This window comes from Streptomyces sp. AK08-02 (assembly GCF_033795085.1).
GTDB classification, from domain to species: domain Bacteria; phylum Actinomycetota; class Actinomycetes; order Streptomycetales; family Streptomycetaceae; genus Streptomyces; species Streptomyces echiniscabiei.
The window spans coordinates 296915-319343 of record NZ_JARAZV010000012.1 but is presented as its reverse complement, the minus strand read 5'-3'; the positions used below and the strand labels follow the sequence as shown (position 1 = coordinate 319343).

Here is a 22429-nt window from a genome sequence, read left to right as displayed (position 1 = left end):
CCGTTCAACTCCACTCCACTCCCCGCCGAAGGGTCCCCCCACCCGTGTCCTCACCTCCGCTCGCGCTCCAGCTGGCCGACCTCCTGCTCCGGCCGGCCCACCGCTCCCGCCGGACCCCCGGCCACGCCTTCGACCGGCTGGTCGCCGACGTCGGGCAGGCGCCCGGCGACGAGGACTTCGTCGCCGGCTTCCGTTCCCTGCTGGGCCACTGGGCCCGGGACGAGAACCTCACCCCGGTCGGCTGGATGTCCGCGCAGGGGCACGTCCGCAGGCATCTCACCAACAGGGCGCGGGTCCTGCGGCTGATCGCCGAGCGGCCCGCGATCACCGAGGAGCCCATCGACAGACCGGTGTTCGTGGTGGGCCTGCCGCGCACCGCCACCACGCTCACCCACGGGGTGCTGTCCCTCTCGGACGAGCACCGATGTCCCAGGTTGTGGGAGTTACTGACACCCGATCTCGACGGCACCCCCGAGCAGCGGCGGAAGGCGATCCGTGCCGCGCGCATGATGGTCGGCGGCATCAACCTGTTCGCCCCGCGCTACCGCGACATCCACCCGATGACCGCCGAGGGCCCGGACGAGTGCACCTTCGCCCTCCCGCACACGATCATGCCGTTGTCCCAGGCCCGTATCCCCGAGTACCAAGTGGCCCTGCAGGAACGGGACTTCGTCCCCGACTACGCGTATCTCAAGCAGATCTACCAGGTGCTCCAGCACGGTCGGCCGCGTCGCCGCTGGGTTCTCAAGTCCCCTCTGCACACCGGCAACCTGGACGCCCTGCTCCGGGTGTTCCCGGACGCCACGATCGTGTGGACGCACCGTGATCCGGCCGCCGTGGTGGCCTCGTTCTGCAGTCTCATCGAGCACGGCATGGCGATCACCCTCCGCCCCCTGGACCTGCCCGGCCTCGGCGCCACCTGGCTCGAACTGCTCAGCGACTCCGTGCGCCGAGGTCTCGCCGCCCGTGCCGCCGTCCCGCGCGAGTCCCTGGTCGACGTGCCGTACTCCTGGCTCGGCTCCAACCCGGCGACGGGCGCCCCGAAGCTCTACGCCGCCGTCGGCGCCCGCTGGACCGACGCCGACGCCGCCCGGCTCGCCGCGGTCGCCGCCCGCCCCAAGGGCGCCCGCCCCCACAGCTACGACCTGGCCCGGTACGGGCTGACCGGCGCCGACGTCGACGCGGCCTTCGCCGACTACAACGCGCTGCGGGCCGAGGTCGACCGCGCCTGAACGGCGCGGCCGGCCCCGGCCCTTGTCGCCGGCTTCCTGTTCTTCCTGTCTTCGGCCCTGCCGCGTCAGCTGCTGCTGACCGTCAGGCTGTTGGTGGTGAAGTTCAGGCCGCCGGAGGACGAGGTGATCTCGAACCCGAACTGCACGTCACCGATCGTCTCGTTGCCGAACCAGCCCTTGGTGTCCTTGATCCACTTGAGGATCGGCAGGATGTTGACCGAGCCGGACGTCGAGTTCGAGGTGCGGACGAACGAGAAGACCTCGTTCGAGCCGTTGTTGCCCTTGTAGACGGTCCAGGTGTGGCCGCCCAGCGACACGTTGCCCTGCGAGGAGCCGAGCGGACCGACCGCTCCGGTCTTGTTGACCCAGAGCATGATCTCGTAGTCGTAGTCGGTGTCCCAGATGTCGTACGACGTGTTGTATGCGCCGGACGACGGGACCGTGACGTTGTAGTTGCTGGTGAGCGAACCGAGCGAGGTGATCGACTTGTTGATCACCTTCTTGGAGTTGGGGTAGGACTTGATGCCGCCGGTGTTGGGGTGGTTGGCGTTGACGCCCCAGTTGGTACCGGAGTTGGCCCAGAAGCACTGGCTGCCGGCGCCGGATCCCCAGATGTTGTTGTAGAGGGTGTAGCCGTTCAGGCTCGTGTTGCCGTACTGGGCGCAGGAGCTCCAGACGGCCGCCGAGGCGGGGGCGGAGGCGAGACCGACGGTGACGCCGAGCGCGAGTGCGGGGGCCAGCATGGCCTTGGTGATCCGGCTCAGCATGCGGGTGCGTGTTGCCATGGGGGTTCCTTCCAAGGGTGGGGGGAAATGCGGTGTGGGGGTTGTGTGCCGTTGTTCTGCTGCGGTGTTGCGCTGTTGTTCTGTCGCGCTGTTCCTCGGGGCGGTTACCGCGGTCCCAGGTCGAGGACGCGGTCTTCTCCGGCGACGAGATCGAGCGTGTGTGCGCCGGAGGAAGTTCTGAGGTCGATACGGCGACTGCGGGTGGGGCGTACGACGGCCCGGCCCCGCCCCGGCTCCCAGTCGAGGTCCACCTCCGCGCCGAACCGAGTCCGTACGCCCCGGATCCGGCCGGTGGGGCAGGTCGCCGGGAGCGCGGGCAGGAGGACCAGCCGGTCGGGGGTGGACTGGACGAGCGCCTCGATCAGCACCGCCGGCAGGGCGTGGGCGGCGTCCGCGTTGTAGACGTCCCGCCCCGGGTAGTGGGCGCTCATCAGGGAGGCGTGGAAGAAGTCGCCGTCCAGCACCTGGCCGAGGGCGCGGGTGACGCGTTCGCCGTCGCGGAGGCGGGCGGCGATCAGCGCGTGGTGCAGGTGGCCGTGGGCCGAGTCGTTCTCGGCGCCCCGGAGTTGGAGGGCGCGGTGAGCGGCCGCAGCGAGGTCCGGGGTGTCGTACGGGTTGATCTCGTCGAGGGGCCAGACACCGTAGAGGTGGCTGAGGTGACGGTGGTCGTAGGTGTCGTCGAGGCTTGGCCACGCCCATTCGGCGAGGGCGCCGTCGGCGTTGACGCGGTGCGGTGGGAGCCGGTCGGCCAACGCCCGCCAGCGAGCCGCCCGTTCGGGGTCGTCGGGGTGGTCGTCGGCAGCGGTGAGCAGTGCGTGGCGGGCCGCCGAGAGGTCCATGGCGGCGTTGAGGGCGCCCCAGCTCGCGTTGGCCGGACGGTTCTCCGGGGAGTAGGAGGGGACGACGACGAGGTGTCCGTCGGCGTCGGTACGGGTGAGGAAGTCCTCGTAGAACTCGGCGACTTCGGCGAGCAGGGCGGACGTGCGCGGGTCTCGGACGCCCGTGGTGTCGTCGTGGTCGACGAGCGGCTTGAGCAGCCAGTCGGCGCCGGCCGTCCACAGGTGGAGCGGGTACTCCCGGGAGAAGTGGTACGTCAGCCCGGACTCGCCGTCGGTGTGCGAGGGCGCGACCACGCCCCGGGCGCCGAAGATCGTACGGGCGTTCTCCCGCCAGTCGTCGAGCTGACGATGGATCAGGGAGGCGTGCGCCTCGGTGACTTCGGGGAGGGCGCCGGCCGCCGCCGACGCGGTCTGGAGGTTGAGGTTGGCGTTGGTGGTGAACGCCCCGGACCATGCGGTGTTCCAGTCGCCGGTCCACAGGCCGACCAGCCGGGGCGGGAACATTCCGGCGGCCGACAGCAGGTGGTAGCGGCCGGCGGCGAAGAGCCGCTCCAGCAGGGCGGGGCTCTTCGTCCGGGTCAGCAACTCCGCGCCGGGCAGGGCACGTTCGGCTTCGTCGGCGGCGAGGTCGAGGGTGACGCGGTCGTAGGCGGTGCGGTGGAGCGAGATGTGCCGGGCGAGGAGACGCTCGTACGTCCGCTCCTGGGACCCCGACTCGCCGTCCTGGTCCGGCAGCAGGTCCCGCAGGGCCCGGGCCTGGTCCGCCGTGTCCAGTTCACCGACGTGCCGGACGACGCGGGTCAGCAGCAGCACGGACTCCGCGCCCTCGACGCGGACGCCGGGCGGGGTCAGGGTCGTCTCCCCGCCCGTGGGCACCACGAGGGTCACCCCGGTGTACGCGCGGTCGCTGCCGGGGTAGCGGGCCCGGAGCGTGAGCAGGGCGCCCTCGGAGGTCCGCACCACACTCTGGCCGACGCCCAACTCCGTGGGGGCGCCCGGGAGTCGGTGGTCGAGGTCGATGTCGAGGGCGAGAGCGGCTCCGCCGGTGGGACCGGGGCCACGCGTGCCGCCGGTGGGACCGGGGCTGCGGGTGACGCCGGTGGGACCGGGGCTGCGGGTGACGCCGGTGGTGCCGGCGCTGCGGGTGACGCCGGTACGGCCAGGGCCACGGGTACCGCCAGGGCTCCCGGTGTCACCCGGGACGCGGGAGCCCCAGGCCCCGCCGGTCACACCCGCCGCAGCGGAGACACCGGTACCGCCAGGACCACCGGTACCGCCGGGAGCCCCGGTGTCACCCAGGACGCGAGAGCCCCAGGCCCCGCCGGTCACACCCGCCGCAGCGGAGACACCGGTACCGCCAGGACCACCGGTACCGCCAGGAGCCCCGGTGTCACCCAGGACGCGAGAGCCCCAGGCCCCGCCGGTCACACCCGCCGCGGCGGAGACACCGGTACCGCCGGGAGCCCCGGTGTCACCCAGGACGCGGGAGCCCCAGGCCCCGCCCGTGACACCCGCCGCAGCGGAGACGCCGGCGCCGTCAGGACCGCCGGCGACACCGGTGCCGCAGGTGACGTACTGGACGATGACGTCGTCCGCGCGGGACACGAAGACCCGGCTGTGCCAGTCCTCGGAGCGGGCGTCAGTCACTCCGGTGGTGAAGTCCACGGAACGCCGGTAGTCGTGTCCCGGCCCCGCCGGTGGGCCGCCGCCGCGCAGCCGTACCTGGAACGCCGGGTGGAAAGGCTGTACCCAGCGCAGCTCCCGTCCGTCGGTGAAGCTCTCGGCGGCCGTGGTGTCGCCGGTCAGCAACCGGTCCTGGAGGTCGGCCAGTCGGTCCGCCAGTCGCGGCGGGCGGGCGTACTCGCTGCCGTTCGGGCGTACGAGGGTGTGGTGCGTGACGACGACCCGGTCGCTCTCCGGGTCGCCGAACACCAGCGCGCCGTGGCGGCCGTTGCCGCTCAGGTAGCCGTCCTCCCAGCGGGTCGCGGGGTGTGGCTCCCAGGTTCCGTGGACGGGCCCCTTGGTCATGGCTTCAGCACCGCCACTCCGTACCGGCCCAGCGACACCGAGTCCATGACGACGTCGCCGGTCAGCAGGTCCCGGTGGACACCCGGCACCTGGACGGTGACCGGGTCGCAGCCGTGGTTGAGCACGAAGAGCAGCTCACCGCGCCGGACCGCCTCGACCCCGGCGGGCAGCCCGTCCAGCACCGGCCGGACGCCCGCGTCGGCGCCGATCCGCGCGAGGAGGTCACGCAGCGCGTCGGGCTCGGGGAGCGTGGAGAGGTACCAGGCGGTCCCCTTGCGCAGCACCGCCGGCAGCCCGTCGAGTTCGCCGCCCTTGTACGGGGTGATCTCGTCGGCGCCGTCCGCCTCCAGTTCCTCGGACCACAGGTGGCCCCGGAATCCGTCCGCTTCGACGGTCTCGCCCGCGTCCAGCGGCCACCACTCGTGCAGGGTGCCCAGCCCGAACAGCTCGCGCAGCCGCGCGTCCATACCGCCGGGCCGTACCCGGTCGTCCTCGTCGGCGACTCCGGTCAGGAAACCGCAGACGAGGGTGCCGCCGCCTCGTACGTACGCCAGGAGGTTGTCGATCGCCGCGTCCGTGAGCAGGTACAGCTGCGGTACGACGACGAGCCGGTAGGCCGACAGGTCGTGCTCGGGATGGGCGAAGTCCGTCGCGAGGTGCGCCTCCCACAGGGCGCGGTGCCAGGCCCGTACGACCTGCGGGTAGTCCACCTCCGAGGAGAGCCGGCCGTCCTGGGCGCCGGCCCACCAGGCGTGCCAGTCATGGAGGACGGCGATGTCGTTGACAGTGTGACTGTCCGTCACCTCACCGCCGATGGCGGAGAGTTCGGCGCCGAGCCGCTTGATCTCCTGGTAGGTGCGGCCTTGTTCGCCGGCGTGGCTGACCATGCCGGAGTGGAACTTCTCGGCGCCCTGCCGGGACTGGCGCCACTGGAAGTAGCAGACGGCGTCGGCGCCGCGCGCCACCGCCTGGAGGGACCACAGGCGGTTGAGGCCGCGCGGCTTGGGGTGGTTGACGCCACGCCAGTTGACCGGACCGGCCGCCTGCTCCATCAGCATCCACGGGCCGCGCGCCTGCGAGCGGGTCATGTCCTGGACGAGCGCGCCCTGTTGGGCACCGAACGGGTCGCGCGGGTCGGGGTAGAGGTCGACGGAGACGACGTCCTCCTCCTGGACCCAGCGCCAGGCGTCCTGGCCCACCCACATCGGCATGAAGTTGGTGGTGACCGGGAGGTGCGGGGTGTGGCGGCGGACGATGTCACGTTCCGCGAGGTAGCACTCCAGGAGCGCGTCGGAGGTGAAGCGTTTGAAGTCGAGGACCTGGGTGGGGTTGCGCATGTAGTGCGGGAGGCGCGGCGGCAGGATCTCCTCCCAGTCGTCGTACCCCTGGCTCCAGAACGCGGTTCCCCAGGCTTCGTTGAGGGCGTCCAGCGTGCTGTACCGGTCCTGGAGCCAGCGGCGGAAGGCGGTGGCCGACTCGTCGCCCCAGTCGTAGGTGCAGTACTCGTTGTTGATGTGCCACATCGTGAGTGCGGGGTGGCCGCCGTAGCGGGCGGCCAGGTCCTCGGTGATGGCGGCGGCGTAGCGGCGGTACACGGCGCTGGAGTGCGCGAAGTGCTGGCGTCCGCCCCACCACTCGATGCGGCCGTCCTCGGCGACGGGCAGGCTCTCCGGGTGCAGCCGGCCCATCCAGGGCGGCGGCGAGGAGGTGGGCGTGGCGAGGACGACGCCGATGCCATTGTCGTGCATCAGGTCCATCAGCCGGTCCAGCCAGCCGAACTCCCTTGCCCCCGGGCGGGGTTCGAGCTTCGCCCAGGAGAAGACTCCGAGGGTGACGGAGTTGACGCCCGCGTCCTTCATCAGTCGGACGTCCTCGGACCAGGTCTCCTCGGGCCACTGCTCGGGGTTGTAGTCACCGCCGAAGAGGACGCGCCCCCGGGTGGCGTCGCCGAGCCCCGGCATCAGACGGGCTCCCCGTACTGGATGCCCCGTCCGTTGGTGGCGACGTAGACACGGCCGTGGATCCGCGGGTCGCCGGTGATCGTCGCGCCGGTCCACCCCCACTGATGGGCGTCGTCGTTGATCCGCGTCCAGGTCTTCGCCTCGTCGTCGGAGCGGTAGACGGCGGTGATGGTCTCGGTGGATCCGACCAGGTAGACCGCCGGGTAGTCGCCGCTCTTGGCCGCGCGGCCGAACCCGAGCGTGTACGACGCCCAGCAACTGGCCACCTTGACGAAGGTCCCGCCCCCGTCGGTGGACCGGTAGAGCCCGTTCCACTTGACGCTCAGCCACAGGTCACCGGATCTTCCCGGCGCCGCGACCAGGGCGAACTGGCTGTCACCGGAGGGCAGTCCGCCGGCCCGGGCGGTGAACGTGAGGCCGCTGTCGGTGCTGGCGTACAGCGTTCCGGTGTCGGTGTCGTAGGCGTAGAAGCGCGTCGGGTCGGCCGGGTCGGCGACCGGCGTGGCGCCCTTCGGGACGGTGGCGACCTCGGACCAGGTCGCGCCGTTGTCCGTGGAGCGCTGGGCCGGGTACTTCGTGCCGTCCCAGTGCACGAAGGTCCACAGCAGCACACTGCCGTCGGCGTTGGTGGCGATCGGGCCCGGTGCGTCCTTGGCGATGCCGGGCTGGGCGGCGAAGGGTGCCCAGGTCCGCCCGCCGTCGTTCGAGAAGGCCCCGTTGCCGTTGTCGCCCCACCCGGTCCGGACGACGTACGACGGTTTGGCGGCGGCCTGGGCGAGTCCCGTCGCCGTCCCGAACACGGGGTTCGACGCCATGCCGCGCGACGGGGACGCCGTGAGCCGCTCGTGGTACATCACGCCGATGTCCCCGAGCCCGCTGAGCAGGTGCGCCTCCCCGACCGGGGGCGAGATCAGCTGGCGTACGGACGTCTCCTCCAGGCCGCGGATCTGCGGGGCCCAGTGCTTGAGGTCGCGGGTGCCGTAGAGGGTCGCGCCGGTCCCGTACACGATGTGCCGGGAGTCGTGGGGGTCGAGGGCGAGCGCCTGGATCCACCAGCCGAACTTCGGCTTGTCCTTGCCGAACTTGAGGAAGGGCGTCTCGGACACGTCGAGTACGGCGCTGTCCTTGAGGGACGTCCAGGTACGGCCGCCGTTCGTGGAGCGGAACACCGTGTCGATGTCGGCCCAGCGGTTGTTGGTGGAGACGACGAGCGTGCCGGGCCGGCAGGCGTCGACGGCCACTCCGCCGTAGGCGAAGGTGTCGGCGGAACCGTCGGCGGTCGTCCCACCCGGCTCGACCGGGCTGACGTCCGTCCAACTCCCGGTGGTGGTACGCAGCTTGTGCACGCTGCCGTCCGACTGGCCGTTGGGGCCAGGTGCGTTGGCGTACGTCACGTACAGGTCGCGGGTGTGCCTGTCGTAGGCGGCGCGGATCGGCACCTTGGCCGAGGTGGCGCCGACGGGCTGCCCGGGAACGGCTTCCCAGGTCGTGCCGTCGGTGGTGCGGTACAGGTTGGCCGTACCGGCGGTGCCCCTGCCGTCGCCGTCGCCCCAGCCGGCGTAGACGGTACGGCCTGCCGCGACCAGGAGGGTGACGCCCTGGCCGCTCGCGCTCGGGGTGGCCGGGAAGGTGCTCGCGGGTTTCCAAGTGGCGCCCCGGTCGGTGGACTTGAGGAGTCCGTCGTGCCGGGTGCCCAGCCAGAGGGTGTCGCTGTCACGCGGGTCGACGAGCAGCCGCTCGCCGGTGCCGCGCCCGTCCTCGTTGGCCCCGAGCTTCACGGTCAGATCGGTGCGCTTCCAGGTGGCACCCCGGTCCTCGGACCGCAGGACGGCACCGTTGCCGGCCCACGACTGGGCGTAGGTGCCGAGGGAGAGGTAGACGCGGTCGGGGTGCGCGGGGTCGACGGCGATCGCCTCCACGCCGAGGAGGTTCCAGTCGTCCCAGCCGAGGTGATCGGTGAGCGCGGTCCAGCGGGCGGCCCGGTCGTCCCAGCGGTAGGCGCCGCCGATGTCGGTACGGGCGTAGGCGAGACCGCGGACGGCCGGGTGGAACAGCACTCCGGTGACGAACCCGGTGCCACCGATGACGGCGGTGCGCCAGCGGTAGGCGGGGGCCGCCGCTGCGGCGGAGGCCGCCTGGGCCGCCGTACCGGAGACGGAAACGGCGGAGACCGCGGCAACGGCGGCGGTCGCGGCAAGAACGGCACGTCTACTCGGACGGGACGCAGGCATGACTTACCTCGATCTGAAAAGAGAGGGGGGAGGAGAGGCGCCCCGACAGGGGCGCGGGGAACCGCGCGATCAACCACGACGCACCCGCAGCCACCACCGGACTGCAAGAGGCACCCCAGGCCGTGGAATGGGAGGAAACCGACCGTCAGCCCTTGACCGCGCCGGTCAGCATGCCCTTCTTGAAGTGCCGCTGCACGAACGGCGAAAGAACCGCGACCGGCACAAGTGCCAGGACCATCACCGCCATCTGAACGGCGAGCGGCGAGAGCTGACCCGTGTTGATCTGGGTGGCCAGACCGACCGGCCGTTCCTGCTTCTGGACGAGCTGGATCATGATGTTCTGCAGCGGCATCATGTCCTGGTCGGTCAGATAGATCGACGCGTTGAACCAGGCGCTCCAGTACCCGACCGCGTAGAAGAGCGCGATCACCGCGAGCACCGCCCGCGACAACGGCATCACGATCTTCCAGAGGATCCGCCAGTCCCCGGCCCCGTCGATGCGGGCGCTGTCGATGAGTTCCGGCGATATGCCCATGAAGAACGCGCGCAGGACCAGGATGTTGAAGACGCTCACCGCGCTGGGCAGGATCAGCGCGAGGTAGCTGTCGGTCAGCCCCAGGCCCTGCACCAGCAGGTACGTCGGGATGAGGCCGGCGCCGAAGAACATGGTGGCGAGCAGCAGCATCAGGAACCAGCGGTGCCCGAGGGACCCGGTGCGCGAGAGGCCGTACGCGGACAGGACCGACACCGTCATGCTGAACAGCGTGCCGATCAGGGTCACGCCCACACTTACCAGGGCGGCGCGCTGGACCTGTCCGCCGCTGAGGAGTTCCTGGTAGGCGACGAAGGTGATGTCCTTGGGGATCATCACCAGGCCGCCGGTCGCGTCGATGGTCTTCTTCGACGAGAGGCTGGTGACGATGACGATCCACAGCGGGAAGAGGATCGCGAAGCAGGCCAGGGTCAGGACGATTCCCTTGCCGGCGACGCCGGCCTTGGAGGGTTCCTCCTCCCAGGCCGGCCGCTCCGGGGCCGCCCACCGGCTCGGCCCGGACGCGGTCGGGCCGGTCGCCGCGGGGCTGTCGGTCCTGGAGGTCTGGTCGGTGAAGACGCTCATTTCTTGTACACCCCCTGCTCACCCATGAGATGGGCGACTTTGTTGGCGGTCAGCACGAGCGCCAGACCGACCACGCCCTTGATCAGACCGGCGGCCGCGGCGTAACTGAAGTCCTGGTTGCGGATGCCGTTCCACCAGACGTAGGTGTCGAGGACCTCGGAGGCGCCTGGACCGACCGAGTCGCGTTGGAGCAGGAGTTGCTCGAACCCGACGGTGAGGGCGTCGCCGACGCGCAGTACGAGCAGCAGGGCGATCACCGGACGCAGCGCGGGAAGCGTGATGTGCCACATGCGCCGCCAGCGTCCGGCGCCGTCCATCGCGGCGGCCTCGTACAGGTCGTTGGAGACGGCGGAGAGCGCGGCGAGGAAGACGATGATGCCCCAGCCCGCGTCCTTCCAGACGCCCTCGGCGGTGACCAGGAACTTGAAGATCCCCGGGTCGGTCATCAGGTCGAAGCCGTTGTGGCCGTGCTGGCGCAGGGTCTGCGCGATGATGCCGGCGCCGCCGAAGATCTGCTGGAAAACGGTGACGACCAGTACCCACGAGAAGAAGTGGGGCAGGTACATGATCGCCTGGGCGACGGCCCGGACCCGGGGCCTGATCACGCTGTTGATGACCAGCGCGAGCAGGATCGGGATCGGGAAGAACAGCACGAGCTGGAGGGAGAACAGCACGAACGTGTTCTGCAGCGCGTGCCAGAAACCGGAGTCCTGGAAGATCCGCTCGAACTGCTCGAAGCCGACCCAGGGACTCTGGAACATGGCGACGAAGCCGTTGTCGCTGAGATACGGGTCGTAGTCCTGGAACGCGACCACATTGCCGAAGATCGGTACGTAGTTGAAGACCAGGAGCAGCACGATCGCGGGCAGGCTCATCAGGATCAGCGTGCGGTCGCGTCTGAATCTGAGCCGGAGGCTCAGCTGTCCTGGACGCCGCTTGCCCCGGGGGCCGGCGGCGCCGGACGCCGAAGTCTTCCTGCCGGTCTCTTCGTCGGTCTTTTCGTCGGTCTTCGCCTCGGCCCTGCTCCGAGGCACCGTGCTGTGGGACACGGCGTTCTCCTTGCCTCGACCCTGAGTCAGTTGGCCGCGGAGCCGTTGTCGTCGAGCAGCTTCTTGTACCAGGCCCGCAGCCCGTCGCCGCCCTTGCTCTTCCAGTCGGACACGGCCTGCTGGACATCGCTGATCTTCTTGCGGCCGCGGACGACGTCGTCCTCCAGCTGCTCGAAGTCGTTGGCGAGGTTGGTCCACCGGTTGGGCTCGGTGATGGTGAGGCCGTAGAAGGAGGACTTCTTGGTGAAGGCGCCCATCCGCTGCTGCCACTCGACCTGAAGCTTGGCGATCTCGGGGAGATCGGGGTGGGCGAGGTAGGAGGCCGGGTCGCCGGTGTAGTCGTAGGCGCCGAAGACCTCGTTGTTGCCCTTGGCGGTCTTGACGGGCATGCCGTCCTTCAGCGTGTAGTCGGTGCCCTCGACGCCGTAGACGTTGAGCATGTACTCCTTGGTGCCGTACGGCGCGGCGCAGAAGTTGGCGAGTGCCAGGAAGTCCTTGATCTGCTGCGGGGACGCCTTCTTGCTGACGAAGGTGAAGATGCCCGCGGGCTGGGTCGCCCACAGCGTGGGGGCGCCGCCGTCGGGGCCGAAGACGTCGAACGCGCCCATCTCGAAGCTGGTCTTCTGGATGCGCTGTTCGGCCGTCGAGGCGTACCAGTAGGAGATGTCACCGTTGAAGACGAGGGACTGACCGGAGGTGAACCGGTTGGACGCGTCGCCCTGGACCGCCTTGGCGTCCGGGTGGACGACACCGGCCGCGTACAGCTTGCGCGTCCACTCCAGAGCTTCGAGGTACTCGTCGGTCTCGATGCGGTTGACGAGTTTGCCGTTCCTCAGGTCCCACCACAGCGCCTTGTCACTGCCGTTGAGGACGCCGTAGATGTTGAAGGCGGTCCACTTCATGTCGTCGCAGGCCCACACCTTCGCCTTGGCGTCGGTGGCCTCCTTCGCCCAGGCCAGGAACTCGTCGGCCGTCTTGGGGAGTTCGTAGCCCTTCGCCTCGAAGATGTCCTTGCGGTAGAAGGGCACGATGTTCGTGACGTACGAGGCCGGCATCGGGATGGCCCGCAACTGGCCACCGAAGATGGAGCGCTGCCAGGCGTCGGTCGGTACGGCCGCGAGGTTGGGGTAGGCCTTGACCTTGTCGCCGGACAGATAGGGGCCGAGGTCGGCGAACTTGGCGGTGATGGCGCTGGGTATCTTGCCGTTCAGGTTCCACCCCGGAACGACGACCGCGTCCGGGATCTCGCTGGAGGCGAGGACGGCGCCCAGCTTCTCGTCGTAGGTGTTGCCGTCCTGGTTCTGCCAGGTGACCTTGACGCCGGCGGCGGCGTTCACGGCCGCGTAGTACGGGTTGTCGTTGGACGGCGGGCTGCCCCACATCGGCGCCATGATCTTCAACGGGCCGCCGCTGCCGAGCTTCGTCGGCACCGAGGTCTTCAGCTGGTCGAGGGCGATCGCCTTGGTGAAACCGGCCGACGAGCCGTTCTTCGAGGGAAGATCCGGCACGACGACGTTCGACGCCACGAACGCCGGGAGGATCTTCTCGGCCTCCTTCCCCGAGGTCGTGCCCTCCTTGTTCTTCTCCTGCGTGCCGCCGCAAGCGGCGAGCAGCGGCATCCCGCCGACCACCGCGGCGGCGACCGCCGTGGAGGCGAGGAAGCTTCTCCGGCTCGGTACGGAGGAGGCGGAGGAGGCGTTCGGCGTCATTGCGTCAACCCTTCATGGCGCACCAGGACACCCGGCGGTGGAGCCGTCGGCTGCGGTGTCTTGAGTGTCTTGAGTGAGACTGGCTGAGCTGAAGCGTTCCTTCAACCAGTGCATCGGCTATCCGTAGTCGAAGCGCTTCGATGTTGCTGCGAGGTTAAGTGAACACCTGAGGGTGCACAAGGGTCGGTTCCAAGATTCCTCCGAGGTGCGAACCCCTGCTGGGCGGGCCAAACCACCCCCGGACGCCGCCTGACATCACGGGCTGGAGACGGATTTGTTGCGTCTGGGTCTCTTGACACCCACCCCCACGTCGAATGAGCATCGAAGCGCTTCGAATGCGTCGAGCCACTCCACTGCAAAGGGAACCCCACGTGACCGCACAAACGCCGCCTGCGCCGCCATTCCGCGATCCGCGGGTGCCGACCGCGAAGCGCATCGACGATCTGCTGTCGCGCCTTACCCTCGACGAACGGGTGGCGTTCCTGCACCAGTTCGCGCCCGCCGTCGAGCGGCTCGGCGTCGCCGCCTTCCGCACCGGCCAGGAGGCGCTGCACGGGGTGGCGTGGATGGGCCCGGCGACCGTGTTCCCGCAGGCGGTCGGTCTCGGCGCGACCTGGAACGAGGAGCTCGTGCAGCGTGTCGGCGAGGCGGTGTCCAGGGAGGTCCGGGCGATGCGCGCCCACGACGACCGCGTAGGCCTCAACGTCTGGGCGCCCACGGTCAACCTGCTGCGCCACCCCCTGTGGGGCCGTAATGAGGAGGGCTACTCGGAGGACCCGAAGCTGACCTCGGCGATCGCCACCGCCTACACCCGCGGTCTGCGCGGCGACCACCCCGCGTACTGGCGCACGGCCCCGGTCCTCAAGCACTGGCTGGCCCACAACAACGAGACGGACCGGTCCACCACGTCGAGCTCGGTCCGCCCACGCGTCCTGCACGAGTACGACCTGCGCGCCTTCCGCGAGACGGTCGAGGCGGGCTCGGTCGCGGGAGTGATGCCCGCGTACAACCTGGTCAACGGCCGCCCCAACCACGTCTCGCCGCTCCTCGGCGAACACCTGCGCACCTGGACGGACGAGGACCTGCTGGTCTGCTCGGACGCCGCCGCGCCCTCCAACCTGGTCGACTCCGAGCACTACTTCGACACCCACGAGGAGGCGACGGCCGCCGCGCTGATCGCCGGCGTGGACAGCTTCACCGATCACGGCACGGACAGCTCGAAGATCATCGCCCGCGTTCGGGGTGCCCTGTCCCAGGGCCTGCTGTCGGAGGAGGACATCGACAGGGCGGTCCGTCGCCAGCTCTCGGTGCGCTTCCGTCTGGGCGAGTTCGACCCGCAGTACGACCCGTACGCCGACTCCTCGGACTTCGACACCCCGGCCCACCGCGCTCTGGCCCAGGAGGCCGCCGAACAGGCGATCGTCCTGCTGAAGAACGACGACGTCCTCCCCCTGTCCCCCGGCTCGCGCGTGGCGGTCGTCGGTCTGCTCGCCGACGAGTGCAAGGCCGACTGGTACAGCGGCACCCTCATCCACCGCTCTACACCGCTGGAGGCGCTGTACGAGCGCTTCGGCGCCGAGCACGTCGAGTTCGCCGAGGGCGTGGACCGCGTACGGCTGCGCACATCGGCCGGTACGTTCCTGCACGTACCGCCCGCCGAGGACGCGCCCGACGTCGCCCGGGGCGCCGAGGGCGCGCTGGACCCGGCCCTCCTCGCGGGCCGCACCGACCTGCCCGCGCTCACCGCCGACGCCGACGGCACCGAGTTCGCGCTGATCGACTGGGGCGAGGGGATCCTGACGCTGCGGGCGCCCGACGGCCGGTACCTCTCGGTCGCGGAGGACGGCTTCGTACGCGCGTCGGCCGACCAGCCGGGCGGCTGGATCGTCCAGGAGACGTTCCGCCTGGAGCCCGCCGGGTCCGGTGAGTCCCACCAGAACCGTCACCTCCTCAGGCACGTCGGTACGGGTCGCCACGTCTCCGTCGCCGCCGACGGCGTGAAGGTTGCCGACGCGGAGGAGACCCCTCCGGAGATCTTCGAACTGATCGTCGCCGAACGTGGTGAGGAATCGGTGAAGAGAGTGGCCGCCCGGGCGGACGTGGTCGTGGTGGTCGCGGGCAACGATCCGCACATCAACGGCCGCGAGACCGAGGACCGCACGACGCTCCTCCTCCCCGCCCACCAGCGGCGCCTGCTGGACGCGGCCCGTGCCGCGAACCCCCGGACGGTCCTGGCCCTGGTCTCGGCGTACCCGTACGCGGTCGACGCCACGGACCTCCCGGCGGCCCTGTGGACCGCGCACGGCGGCCAGGCTGCGGGCACGGCGCTGGCCCGCGTCCTGGCGGGCGACGTCTCTCCGGCGGGCCGCCTCCCGCAGACCTGGTACGCCGACGACGCGGACCTTCCCGACCTGCTGGACTACGACATCATCGGCTCCCGGCAGACGTACCTCTACTTCGAGGGCGCCCCGCTGTTCCCCTTCGGCCACGGCCTGTCGTACGCGTCGTTCGGGTACACCGACCTGACGGCCGAGGCGGCGGACGACGAGACGCTGCGGGTGTCGTTCACCGTCACCAACACCGGGGACGTCACGGCGGACGAGGTGGCCCAGCTGTACACGAGGGCGCCCGAGTCACCGGTCGCCCGTCCGCGCAGGGAGCTGCTGGCCCACCGCCGGATCACCCTGGCCCCGGGAGCGTCGGCCCCGGTCTCCTTCGAACTCCCGCTCAGCTGCCTGGAGTTCTGGGACGTGGCGACCGGCGGCCGACGCCTCGCGCCGGGCGCGTACGAGGTCCTGGTGGGAGCGTCGAGCGAGGACATCCGCGTGCGTACGACGGTCCAGCTGACCGGCACCCCGTCGGCGCCCCGTCCGGTCCGTCGACTCGGCCTCTCCGCGGCCGACTTCGACGAGCAGCACGGCGCCGAGATCGTCGACCGTACGAAGGTGTCCGGCGACGCGGTGACTGCGGCGGGCGGCAAGGAGGCAGAACTGCTCTACCGGGACTGCGACTTCGGTGCGGGTGTCGCCGGTGTCACGGTCGAGGTGGCGGGCGAGGGGGTGGTGGAGGTCGTACTCGACGGCGACCCGGAAGCCGCGGCCGTCCTGACACCGACGCCGACCGAAGGCCCGTACGACTACACGACGGTCCGGGCCACGCTCACCGTCGAAGACGGCGTGCACGACGTGCGCCTCAGACTGCGCGGCCCGTTGCGGCTGGCGCACGTCGGCTTCTCCGGCTGAGGGTCCGGAGCGGTCGGCACATGGAAGGGGTCCGGCACCGGAAGGCATCGGTGCCGGACCCTTTCGTGACGGCGCGTTCGCGTCATCGGTGAGCTTATATGGAAACGGTTCCCATTATCTAGAGGGCGAGGCCCGTCAGTACGAGGACGCGCTCGTACGTGTAGTCGTCCATCGCGAACCTGACGCCCTCGCGGCCGACACCGGACTGCTTGGCGCCGCCGTACGGCATCTGGTCGGCGCGGTAGGACGGCACGTCGCCGATGACGACACCGCCGACCTCCAGGGCGCGGTGGGCACGGAAGGCGGCCTGCAGGTCATGGGTGAACACACCCGCCTGGAGGCCGTACTTGGAGTCGTTGGCGGCGGCGAAGGCCTCGGCCTCACCGTCCACCCTGCGCACAGTGAGAACAGGCCCGAAGACCTCCTCGCAGGAGATCGTCACATCGTCGGGTACGTCGGTGAGGACGGTCGGCGCGTACGAGGCACCGTCCCGCTTGCCGCCGGCGAGGAGGTTCGCACCGGCCCCTACGGCCTCGTCGACCCACGCCTCGACCCGCCTGGCCGCGTCCTCACTGACCAGCGGTCCGACGTCGGTGGCGCCGTCGGCCGGGTCACCGGTGACCTGGGCCTCGACGGCGGCGACGATGCGGGGCAGCAGCCGGTCGTACACGGAGGCGTCCGCGATGACCCGCTGCACGGAGATGCAGGACTGGCCGCCCTGGTAGTTGGAGAAGGTGGCGATACGGGTCGCCGCCCAGTCGAGGTCGGCGTCGGAGGCGTAGTCGCCGAGGACGACCGCCGCGCCGTTGCCGCCGAGTTCGAGAGTGCAGTGCTTGCGCGGCACGGAGTCCATGATCGCGTAGCCGACCTTCTCCGACCCGGTGAACGAGATCACCGGGAGCCGCGGGTCCTGCACGAGGGCGGGCATGCGGTCGTTGGCGACCGGGAGGACGCTCCAGGATCCGGCGGGCAGGTCGGTCTCGGCGAGGAGTTCACCGATGACGAGGCCGGAGAGGGGGGTGGCCGGGGCCGGCTTCAGGATGATGGGGGCGCCTGCCGCGATCGCCGGGGCGATCTTGTGGGCGCAGAGGTTCAGCGGGAAGTTGAAGGGCGCGACGCCGAGGACGACGCCCTTCGGGAAGCGCCGGGTGAGGGCGAGGCGGCCCTGACCGCCGAGGTCGGTGTCGAGGCGCTGCGCCTCGCCGCCGTTGAAACGCCGGGCCTCCTCGGCCGCGAACCGGAACACGGAGACGGCTCGGCCGACCTCGCCGCGGGCCCACTTGATCGGCTTGCCGTTCTCGGCGGAGATGAGCTGGGCGATCTCCTCCGTGCGCTCGACGAGACGCCGGCTGACGTGGTCGAGGGCGGCGGCGCGGACGTGGGCCGGGGTGGCGGCGAACTCGTCGCGGACGGCGTGGGCGGCGGCGACAGCTTCCTCGACCTGGGCCTCGGTCGGCACGCCGACCTTGCCGACGAGGCGTCCGTCCCAGGGGGAGGTGACGTCGAAGGTGGTCTCGCCGGTGGCCTGGCGGCCGGCGAGCCAGAAGGCATGGGTGACGGGCGGCGTGGAGGTCATGGGTACACGGTAGGGCGGGGCGGGCGAGGGGTTGTTTGTCCGGGGTGGAGTGGTGGGAGGTAGGGGGTGGGACGGTTTGGCGTAGAGGGCCCGCGCCCTCAGCCTGTCCGGCACCGGCCCGCCTTTCCAGCCCGTCCAGCGCTTGAGGACGAGGCCCGCCCCCTCAGCCTGTCCAGCACCGGCCCGCCTCTCCAGCCCGTCCGGCGCTTGAGGACGAGGCCCCTTCAGGGCCGAAGGGGGGTCTGGGGGCGCAGCCCCCAGTGGGGGTCCCCCCTCTGGGGGAGGGATGGGACGGGTAGGGGCGGCGGGGGCGAAACAAACCTCACCGCACCCCACCTCACTCCCCCACGGCCGCCGTCGTCTTCAGCGCCAGCCACAGCTCCATCCGCACATCCGGATCATCCAGGGACCGCCCGAGAATCTCCTCCACCCGCCGCATCCGGTATCGCAGGGTATGCCGGTGCACACCAAGCTCCGCCGCGGCCGCGTCCCACTGCCCGTGCCGGGACAGCCACGCCCGCAGCGACGCCACCAGGTCCCCCCGGCCCGTCGTGTCGTGCTCGTACAGCGGGCGCAGCAACCCGTCGGCGAACGCCCGCACCGCGTCATCGGCGAGCAACGGCACGACCGACCCGGCGGCCAACTGCTCGTGCCCGACCAGCACCCGCCCCCGCCGCCGGGCCACCGACAACGCCTGCTCGGCCTGTTTGTAGGCCGCCGCCGCGGCGATGGGCCCGGCCGGCCCGGACATCCCCACCACAAGCTCGTCCTCGTCACCGGAAGAACCGGAATGACTGGAATGACTGGAATGACTGGAGGATCCGGAGGAAGAAGCCGACGCCTCTCCCCGCCCCCGTGTCTCCGCCCGCGCCCCCTCCAGCGCCGCGGCGAACTCCTCGCAGGCCCCCACCGCCGCACCCCCGTCCACCGCGAGCACGACCAGTCGTTCGCCCTCCGGTACCACCAGCACCGCTTCCCCGGCCCGTGCGGCGGCCGACTCCAGGCACTCGGCGAGCCCGCCCAGCGGATCGCCGTTCGTGTCGGCGGCCACCAGCGCACCGGCCGTCGGCCTGGTCACCGCACCGCTCCCGGCCTCCCGTACCGCTCCCACCGGGCCCATCGGCGCGGTGGCCGACTCGGCGACGACGATCCGGAACGGCGCGTCGAGCAGCTCGCCGTACAGTCCCCCGGCGACGGCGCGCGCGTGGTCGGGTTCGCCGGCCAGCAGCATGCGCAGCACCGCCGCCCCGATGCGCTGTTCGGCGGCCTGGAGGGAACGGGACCGCTCGGTGGTGAGGGTCAGCAGGGCGATGGCCGAGTGGAGGGCGTACCGCTCCGCCGTACCGAGCGCGGCGGCCGTACCCACGGCCAGCGCGGCGCGCGGCCGGCGCCCGGTGCCGAGGGAGTGCAGCTCGACCCGGTCGCGCTCCCCCTCCTCGCCTCCGCCGCCCGCGCCCACCACCGCGCTCGCCGGGGCGGGCCGCTCCCGCAGCCGTTCCACGTCCGCCGTGAGCAGGGCCGCTCGCCGCCCGGCCCACTCGGGCGCGGTGGCGACGACGGCGCCCGAGGCGTCGTACAGCGCCGCCCAGCCGTCGACCTGCGAGGCGAGCGAGGCGAGCAGGCCCTCCGGACCGTCGCTCAGCGCCTGCCGGGTCAGTTCCCGCTGCGCGGCGAAGCCGGCGGTCACCGCCCGGTACTGGTCGGCGGCGATCGCCGCCGACACCGCCTTGCTGATGGCGAGGAACGGTGTGCGGCGCGGGACTTCCAGGAGGGGGAGCCCCTCGTGCTCAGCCGCTTCGACGAGCGCCTTCGGGATGTCCGCGTAGTTGACCCCGACGGCGAAGCCGAGTCCGACGACCCCCGCCGCGGCCAGGCGCTTCACATAGCGCCGCATGGCCTCGGCGTCCTCGGCGTCCAGCTTGAGGGCGGTGATCAGGAGAAGCTCCCCGCCCTCCATGTAGGGGACGGGGTCGGCCAGCTCGCTGGCGTGCGCCCAGCGCACGGGCACGTCCAGGCGGTCTCCGCCGGCCCGCACGGTCAGCTTGAGCGTGGAGTGGTGGACGAGCGAGGCGAGCGTCGGGGGCATGAGGCCTTCAGATCTGTGTGAGCTCCGTGGACTTTTGGCCGCCGTGTATGAACAGCCTGTGGCGATTCTGCCTCACCGTACGTACCGCATGCCCACACGGGCGGCTGTCCGGCGACCGTCCCTCGTCAGCCCCGCAGATTCACCAGCAGCGGAGGCGCGTGCTGGCCCTCCACCGTGGTCAGGGACAGCACCGCGTGCCCCGGCGGCACCTCGTGCGCGAGTTCGGACGCCGACCACCGCTCCCGTTCGACCGTCCGTACGGTCACCGCGTCGGTGGTGACCGCCTTGCCGGTGACCAGTTTGCGCAGGGCGTGGATGGCGCGGGTCATCGGCTGGTCCGCGAAGACGGTGTGCTTGGCCACGTCCCGGGTCTCCACCCAGGCCGTGCCCCAGGCCTGGGCGAACCGGCTGCCGTCCCAGGTGGTCACGCCGGAGAACGCCATCCGGCAGCCGACCGCGCCGTACAGCGGCCCGTGCAGTGCCTCCGGGACATCACCGATCGTCCGCAGGGCCAGGACGACACCCGCGTTCTGGGTGCGCATCCGCTGGATACGGCGTACCGAACCGGCGGTGACCGTCCCGGTGGCGTCGTCGAGGACCAGGCAGGCGAAGTGCGGGCGCCGTCCGTCGCGTACGACGGCGCTGAACTGGGCGAGGACGAGCCTCGTGATCAGCCGGGCGGCCTCCTCGTGGCCGTGTTCGGGCAGGTCGACGCGGACCCGCAGCGGGTACTGGGCGAGGGAGCGCAGCGAGAAGGGCCTCGCCGTACCGCCCCCGCCGAAGAAGCCGTCGAAGACCGGCCGGTTGAGCAGCGCGAGCCGGTCGGCGAGGGTCCGGCCGACGTCCGTCGGGCTCGCCGACTGCCGGATGCGTACGTCGAGTTCGCGCCGCATGACGGCGTGCTCGTCCCCGGCGAGGGCCTCGCGCAGGGCGGACAGCGCGGCCGGGTCGCTCTCCAGCAGTTCCCGCAGTACCGGCAGGGGCGGGAAGTGTCCGTGGGCCGCCCGGTAGGGGCCGAGCACCTGGGCGAGCGCGGTGGCCGCGCCCTCGGTGCCGACGGTGTCGAGGTCGCCGACCAGCGCCTCGGCGAGGAAGGAGGCCGCCTCGTCGGGGTCTTCGGAGTCGGCGTACGGATCGAGGTCGTGGACGGAGGAACGGTCACCGATCCGTACGACGACGTCGAAAGCCGTGTCCGCGACGAGCGTCGTCCCGGGCGCGGAGACCGTGACGAACGCGCACTGCCCGGTGAGCGCCCGCAGGGCCAGCGCCTCGGTCACCGGTTCGACTAGATGCCGTGTCTTGCCCGCCCCCGACGGTCCGACCGCGAGCAGGGAGGTGCCCAGCACCTCCGCCCCGAGAGCCGCGCCTGCGCCGTGGTAGACGAGCGGGGCCCGCTCGGCCGCCGCCCACCGGCCGATCCGCACCTGCCCGGCGGCCAGGTCGTGACGCGCGGTACGCCGGGTCAGGTCCCGGGCTCCGGAGGGGTGGACCCAGGCCGCCGCGCCCTGCCGCAGCACGGTGTCCCGGAAGCCCGCGAGCGACCCGTCCCGCCTGGCGAGCGCCCACGCGTGCTCGACCCGGGCGCAGTCCACGTCGTTCATACGACCAGCGGCCACCTCGGCGGTGAGCAGCTCGGCGGCCTCGTACTGACCTGCCTCCCGGAGGTCGGGCCACTGCTCGCGCGGCCGGTCGGCGGGCGCGGGCCCGGTCGGCCCGGCAGCCGCCCTGCGCGCGGCAAGGCGCTCCTTCGCGTACGCCCACCAGCCGCCGATCCGCGCGAACGGCCACACGACGAGCAGAGTGAGGACTGCGTAGACGCTGATGGTGAGCGATTCGGGCGGCGCGACATCGTCCAAGATCAACTGGACGAGGGAAAAGACCGCATCGGCGAACGGCAGAGCATCCCAGCCGACCCCCGGAAAGGCGTTCGGAAACACGAAACTGAGCGTGAGGAGGGCTCCCAGAGCGGCGAGCAGAGCCCGCGACGGCTGTGCCCTGCGCCCAACGAAATGCCGGGCGATGTCGGGCCAACTACCAAGCCGCCCCATCGCATAGAGCAACACAAGGAAAAAGGCCCCGTTGTAGACAAGGCCAGCCGATTGGCCCTCCCACCCCTTGGGCGAGACGGTCCCGCCCCACCACCAGTCCTCCGGCGTGAACAGCTTCAGCAGCACCGACTCGTACGGCATCGCGCCCCGCCGCCAGAGCGACCACAGGAACAGCCCGACGACCAGCGGCACCAACAAGCCGACCACGGTGACCGGGGAGAGACGTTCCGCCGTCCGCGCCCCCTTGGGCAGCCGGTACCCGTACCGCCAGATCCCGGGCTCGGCGTCGGGCCGCGGCTCGTTGAGCCACTCGGCGACGGACGCCGGCCCGGGCGCACTCCGCGATGCCCCCTGCTCGACGGGCCGAGGGGCCCGCCCCGGCCGAGGCGGCACCGAGGGCCCGTCCGGCGGCCCCGCCGGACGCGGCACAGGATTCGCATGCGTACCCCGCGCGTCCTGGGTCCCGTCGCTGTCCATCGCCCTGCCCCCTGACCAGCCTGACCAGCTGCTTAGGCCACCGTCACTC

General features: G+C 71.2%; 12 protein-coding genes. 2 read left to right on the top strand and 10 right to left on the bottom strand.

The genetic code is table 11. The features are described from left to right. Positions 1-44: 44 nt before the first annotated feature. The gene (locus PV734_RS26125; RefSeq protein ID WP_319095187.1) at positions 45-1232 is read left to right on the top strand and encodes a sulfotransferase; all 1188 of its coding nucleotides are present in this window, start codon (positions 45-47) and stop codon (positions 1230-1232) included. A 65-nt stretch (positions 1233-1297) separates the two neighbouring features. Here PV734_RS26125 and PV734_RS26120 read toward each other — a convergent pair whose 3' ends face one another. The 7 genes from PV734_RS26120 to PV734_RS26090 form a co-directional block, all read right to left on the bottom strand. Next, a complete protein-coding gene (locus tag PV734_RS26120) occupies positions 1298-2017 on the bottom strand; it encodes a GH12 family glycosyl hydrolase domain-containing protein (protein WP_319095186.1) in 720 nt (239 codons plus the stop codon). A gap of 104 nt (positions 2018-2121) precedes the next feature. Further along, positions 2122-4884: a glycosyl hydrolase family 95 catalytic domain-containing protein gene (locus tag PV734_RS26115; protein WP_319292169.1), complete on the bottom strand. Its 2763-nt coding sequence runs from the start codon at positions 4882-4884 to the stop codon at positions 2122-2124. Beyond that, positions 4881-6845, bottom strand: coding sequence for a beta-galactosidase (locus tag PV734_RS26110; protein ID WP_319292167.1), 1965 nt, complete (start codon positions 6843-6845; stop codon positions 4881-4883). Before PV734_RS26110 ends, PV734_RS26115 begins: the two co-directional genes overlap by 4 nt. Next, positions 6845-9076 (bottom strand): 1,4-beta-glucanase, encoded by a 2232-nt coding sequence (locus PV734_RS26105; protein ID WP_319292164.1) that lies wholly within the window; start codon positions 9074-9076, stop codon positions 6845-6847. Before PV734_RS26105 ends, PV734_RS26110 begins: the two co-directional genes overlap by 1 nt. Before the next feature lie 145 nt (positions 9077-9221). Continuing rightward, complete coding sequence (locus PV734_RS26100; protein WP_319095181.1) at positions 9222-10193, bottom strand: carbohydrate ABC transporter permease; 972 nt, start codon at positions 10191-10193, stop codon at positions 9222-9224. Next, on the bottom strand, positions 10190-11242 hold the full coding sequence (locus PV734_RS26095; protein WP_319095180.1) for an ABC transporter permease: 1053 nt from the start codon (positions 11240-11242) through the stop codon (positions 10190-10192). The genes PV734_RS26100 and PV734_RS26095 overlap by 4 nt, the downstream gene beginning before the upstream one ends. 26 nt (positions 11243-11268) lie before the next feature. Next, positions 11269-12951: an extracellular solute-binding protein gene (locus PV734_RS26090; RefSeq protein ID WP_319095179.1), complete on the bottom strand. Its 1683-nt coding sequence runs from the start codon at positions 12949-12951 to the stop codon at positions 11269-11271. Between the two features lie 371 nt (positions 12952-13322). On the opposite strand from PV734_RS26090, the gene PV734_RS26085 reads away from it, so the two are divergent. Next, complete coding sequence (locus PV734_RS26085; protein ID WP_319292161.1) at positions 13323-16193, top strand: glycoside hydrolase family 3 C-terminal domain-containing protein; 2871 nt, start codon at positions 13323-13325, stop codon at positions 16191-16193. 118 nt (positions 16194-16311) lie between these two features. On the opposite strand, the gene PV734_RS26080 is transcribed toward PV734_RS26085, so the two are convergent. From PV734_RS26080 to PV734_RS26070, 3 genes are all read right to left on the bottom strand, one after another. After that, positions 16312-17769, bottom strand: a complete 1458-nt coding sequence (locus tag PV734_RS26080) for an aldehyde dehydrogenase family protein (RefSeq protein WP_319292159.1) — start codon at positions 17767-17769, stop codon at positions 16312-16314. Positions 17770-18106: 337 nt separating this feature from the next. Then, a complete protein-coding gene (locus PV734_RS26075; protein WP_319292157.1) occupies positions 18107-19855 on the bottom strand; it encodes a PucR family transcriptional regulator ligand-binding domain-containing protein in 1749 nt (582 codons plus the stop codon). Positions 19856-19980: 125 nt separating this feature from the next. Next, a complete protein-coding gene (locus PV734_RS26070; RefSeq protein WP_319292154.1) occupies positions 19981-22380 on the bottom strand; it encodes an ATP/GTP-binding protein in 2400 nt (799 codons plus the stop codon). Between the last annotated feature and the right edge of the window lie 49 nt (positions 22381-22429).

What these genes read in the sequence shown, in the direction of transcription:
- PV734_RS26080 (WP_319292159.1), bottom strand. Translation starts at nt 17,769, where the DNA reads ATGACCTCCACGCCGCCCGTCACCCATGCCTTCTGGCTCGCCGGCCGC.
- PV734_RS26075 (WP_319292157.1), bottom strand. Translation starts at nt 19,855, where the DNA reads ATGCCCCCGACGCTCGCCTCGCTCGTCCACCACTCCACGCTCAAGCTG.
- PV734_RS26090 (WP_319095179.1), bottom strand. Translation starts at nt 12,951, where the DNA reads ATGACGCCGAACGCCTCCTCCGCCTCCTCCGTACCGAGCCGGAGAAGC.
- PV734_RS26105 (WP_319292164.1), bottom strand. Translation starts at nt 9,076, where the DNA reads ATGCCTGCGTCCCGTCCGAGTAGACGTGCCGTTCTTGCCGCGACCGCC.
- PV734_RS26115 (WP_319292169.1), bottom strand. Translation starts at nt 4,884, where the DNA reads ATGACCAAGGGGCCCGTCCACGGAACCTGGGAGCCACACCCCGCGACC.
- PV734_RS26110 (WP_319292167.1), bottom strand. Translation starts at nt 6,845, where the DNA reads ATGCCGGGGCTCGGCGACGCCACCCGGGGGCGCGTCCTCTTCGGCGGT.
- PV734_RS26100 (WP_319095181.1), bottom strand. Translation starts at nt 10,193, where the DNA reads ATGAGCGTCTTCACCGACCAGACCTCCAGGACCGACAGCCCCGCGGCG.
- PV734_RS26070 (WP_319292154.1), bottom strand. Translation starts at nt 22,380, where the DNA reads ATGGACAGCGACGGGACCCAGGACGCGCGGGGTACGCATGCGAATCCT.
- PV734_RS26120 (WP_319095186.1), bottom strand. Translation starts at nt 2,017, where the DNA reads ATGGCAACACGCACCCGCATGCTGAGCCGGATCACCAAGGCCATGCTG.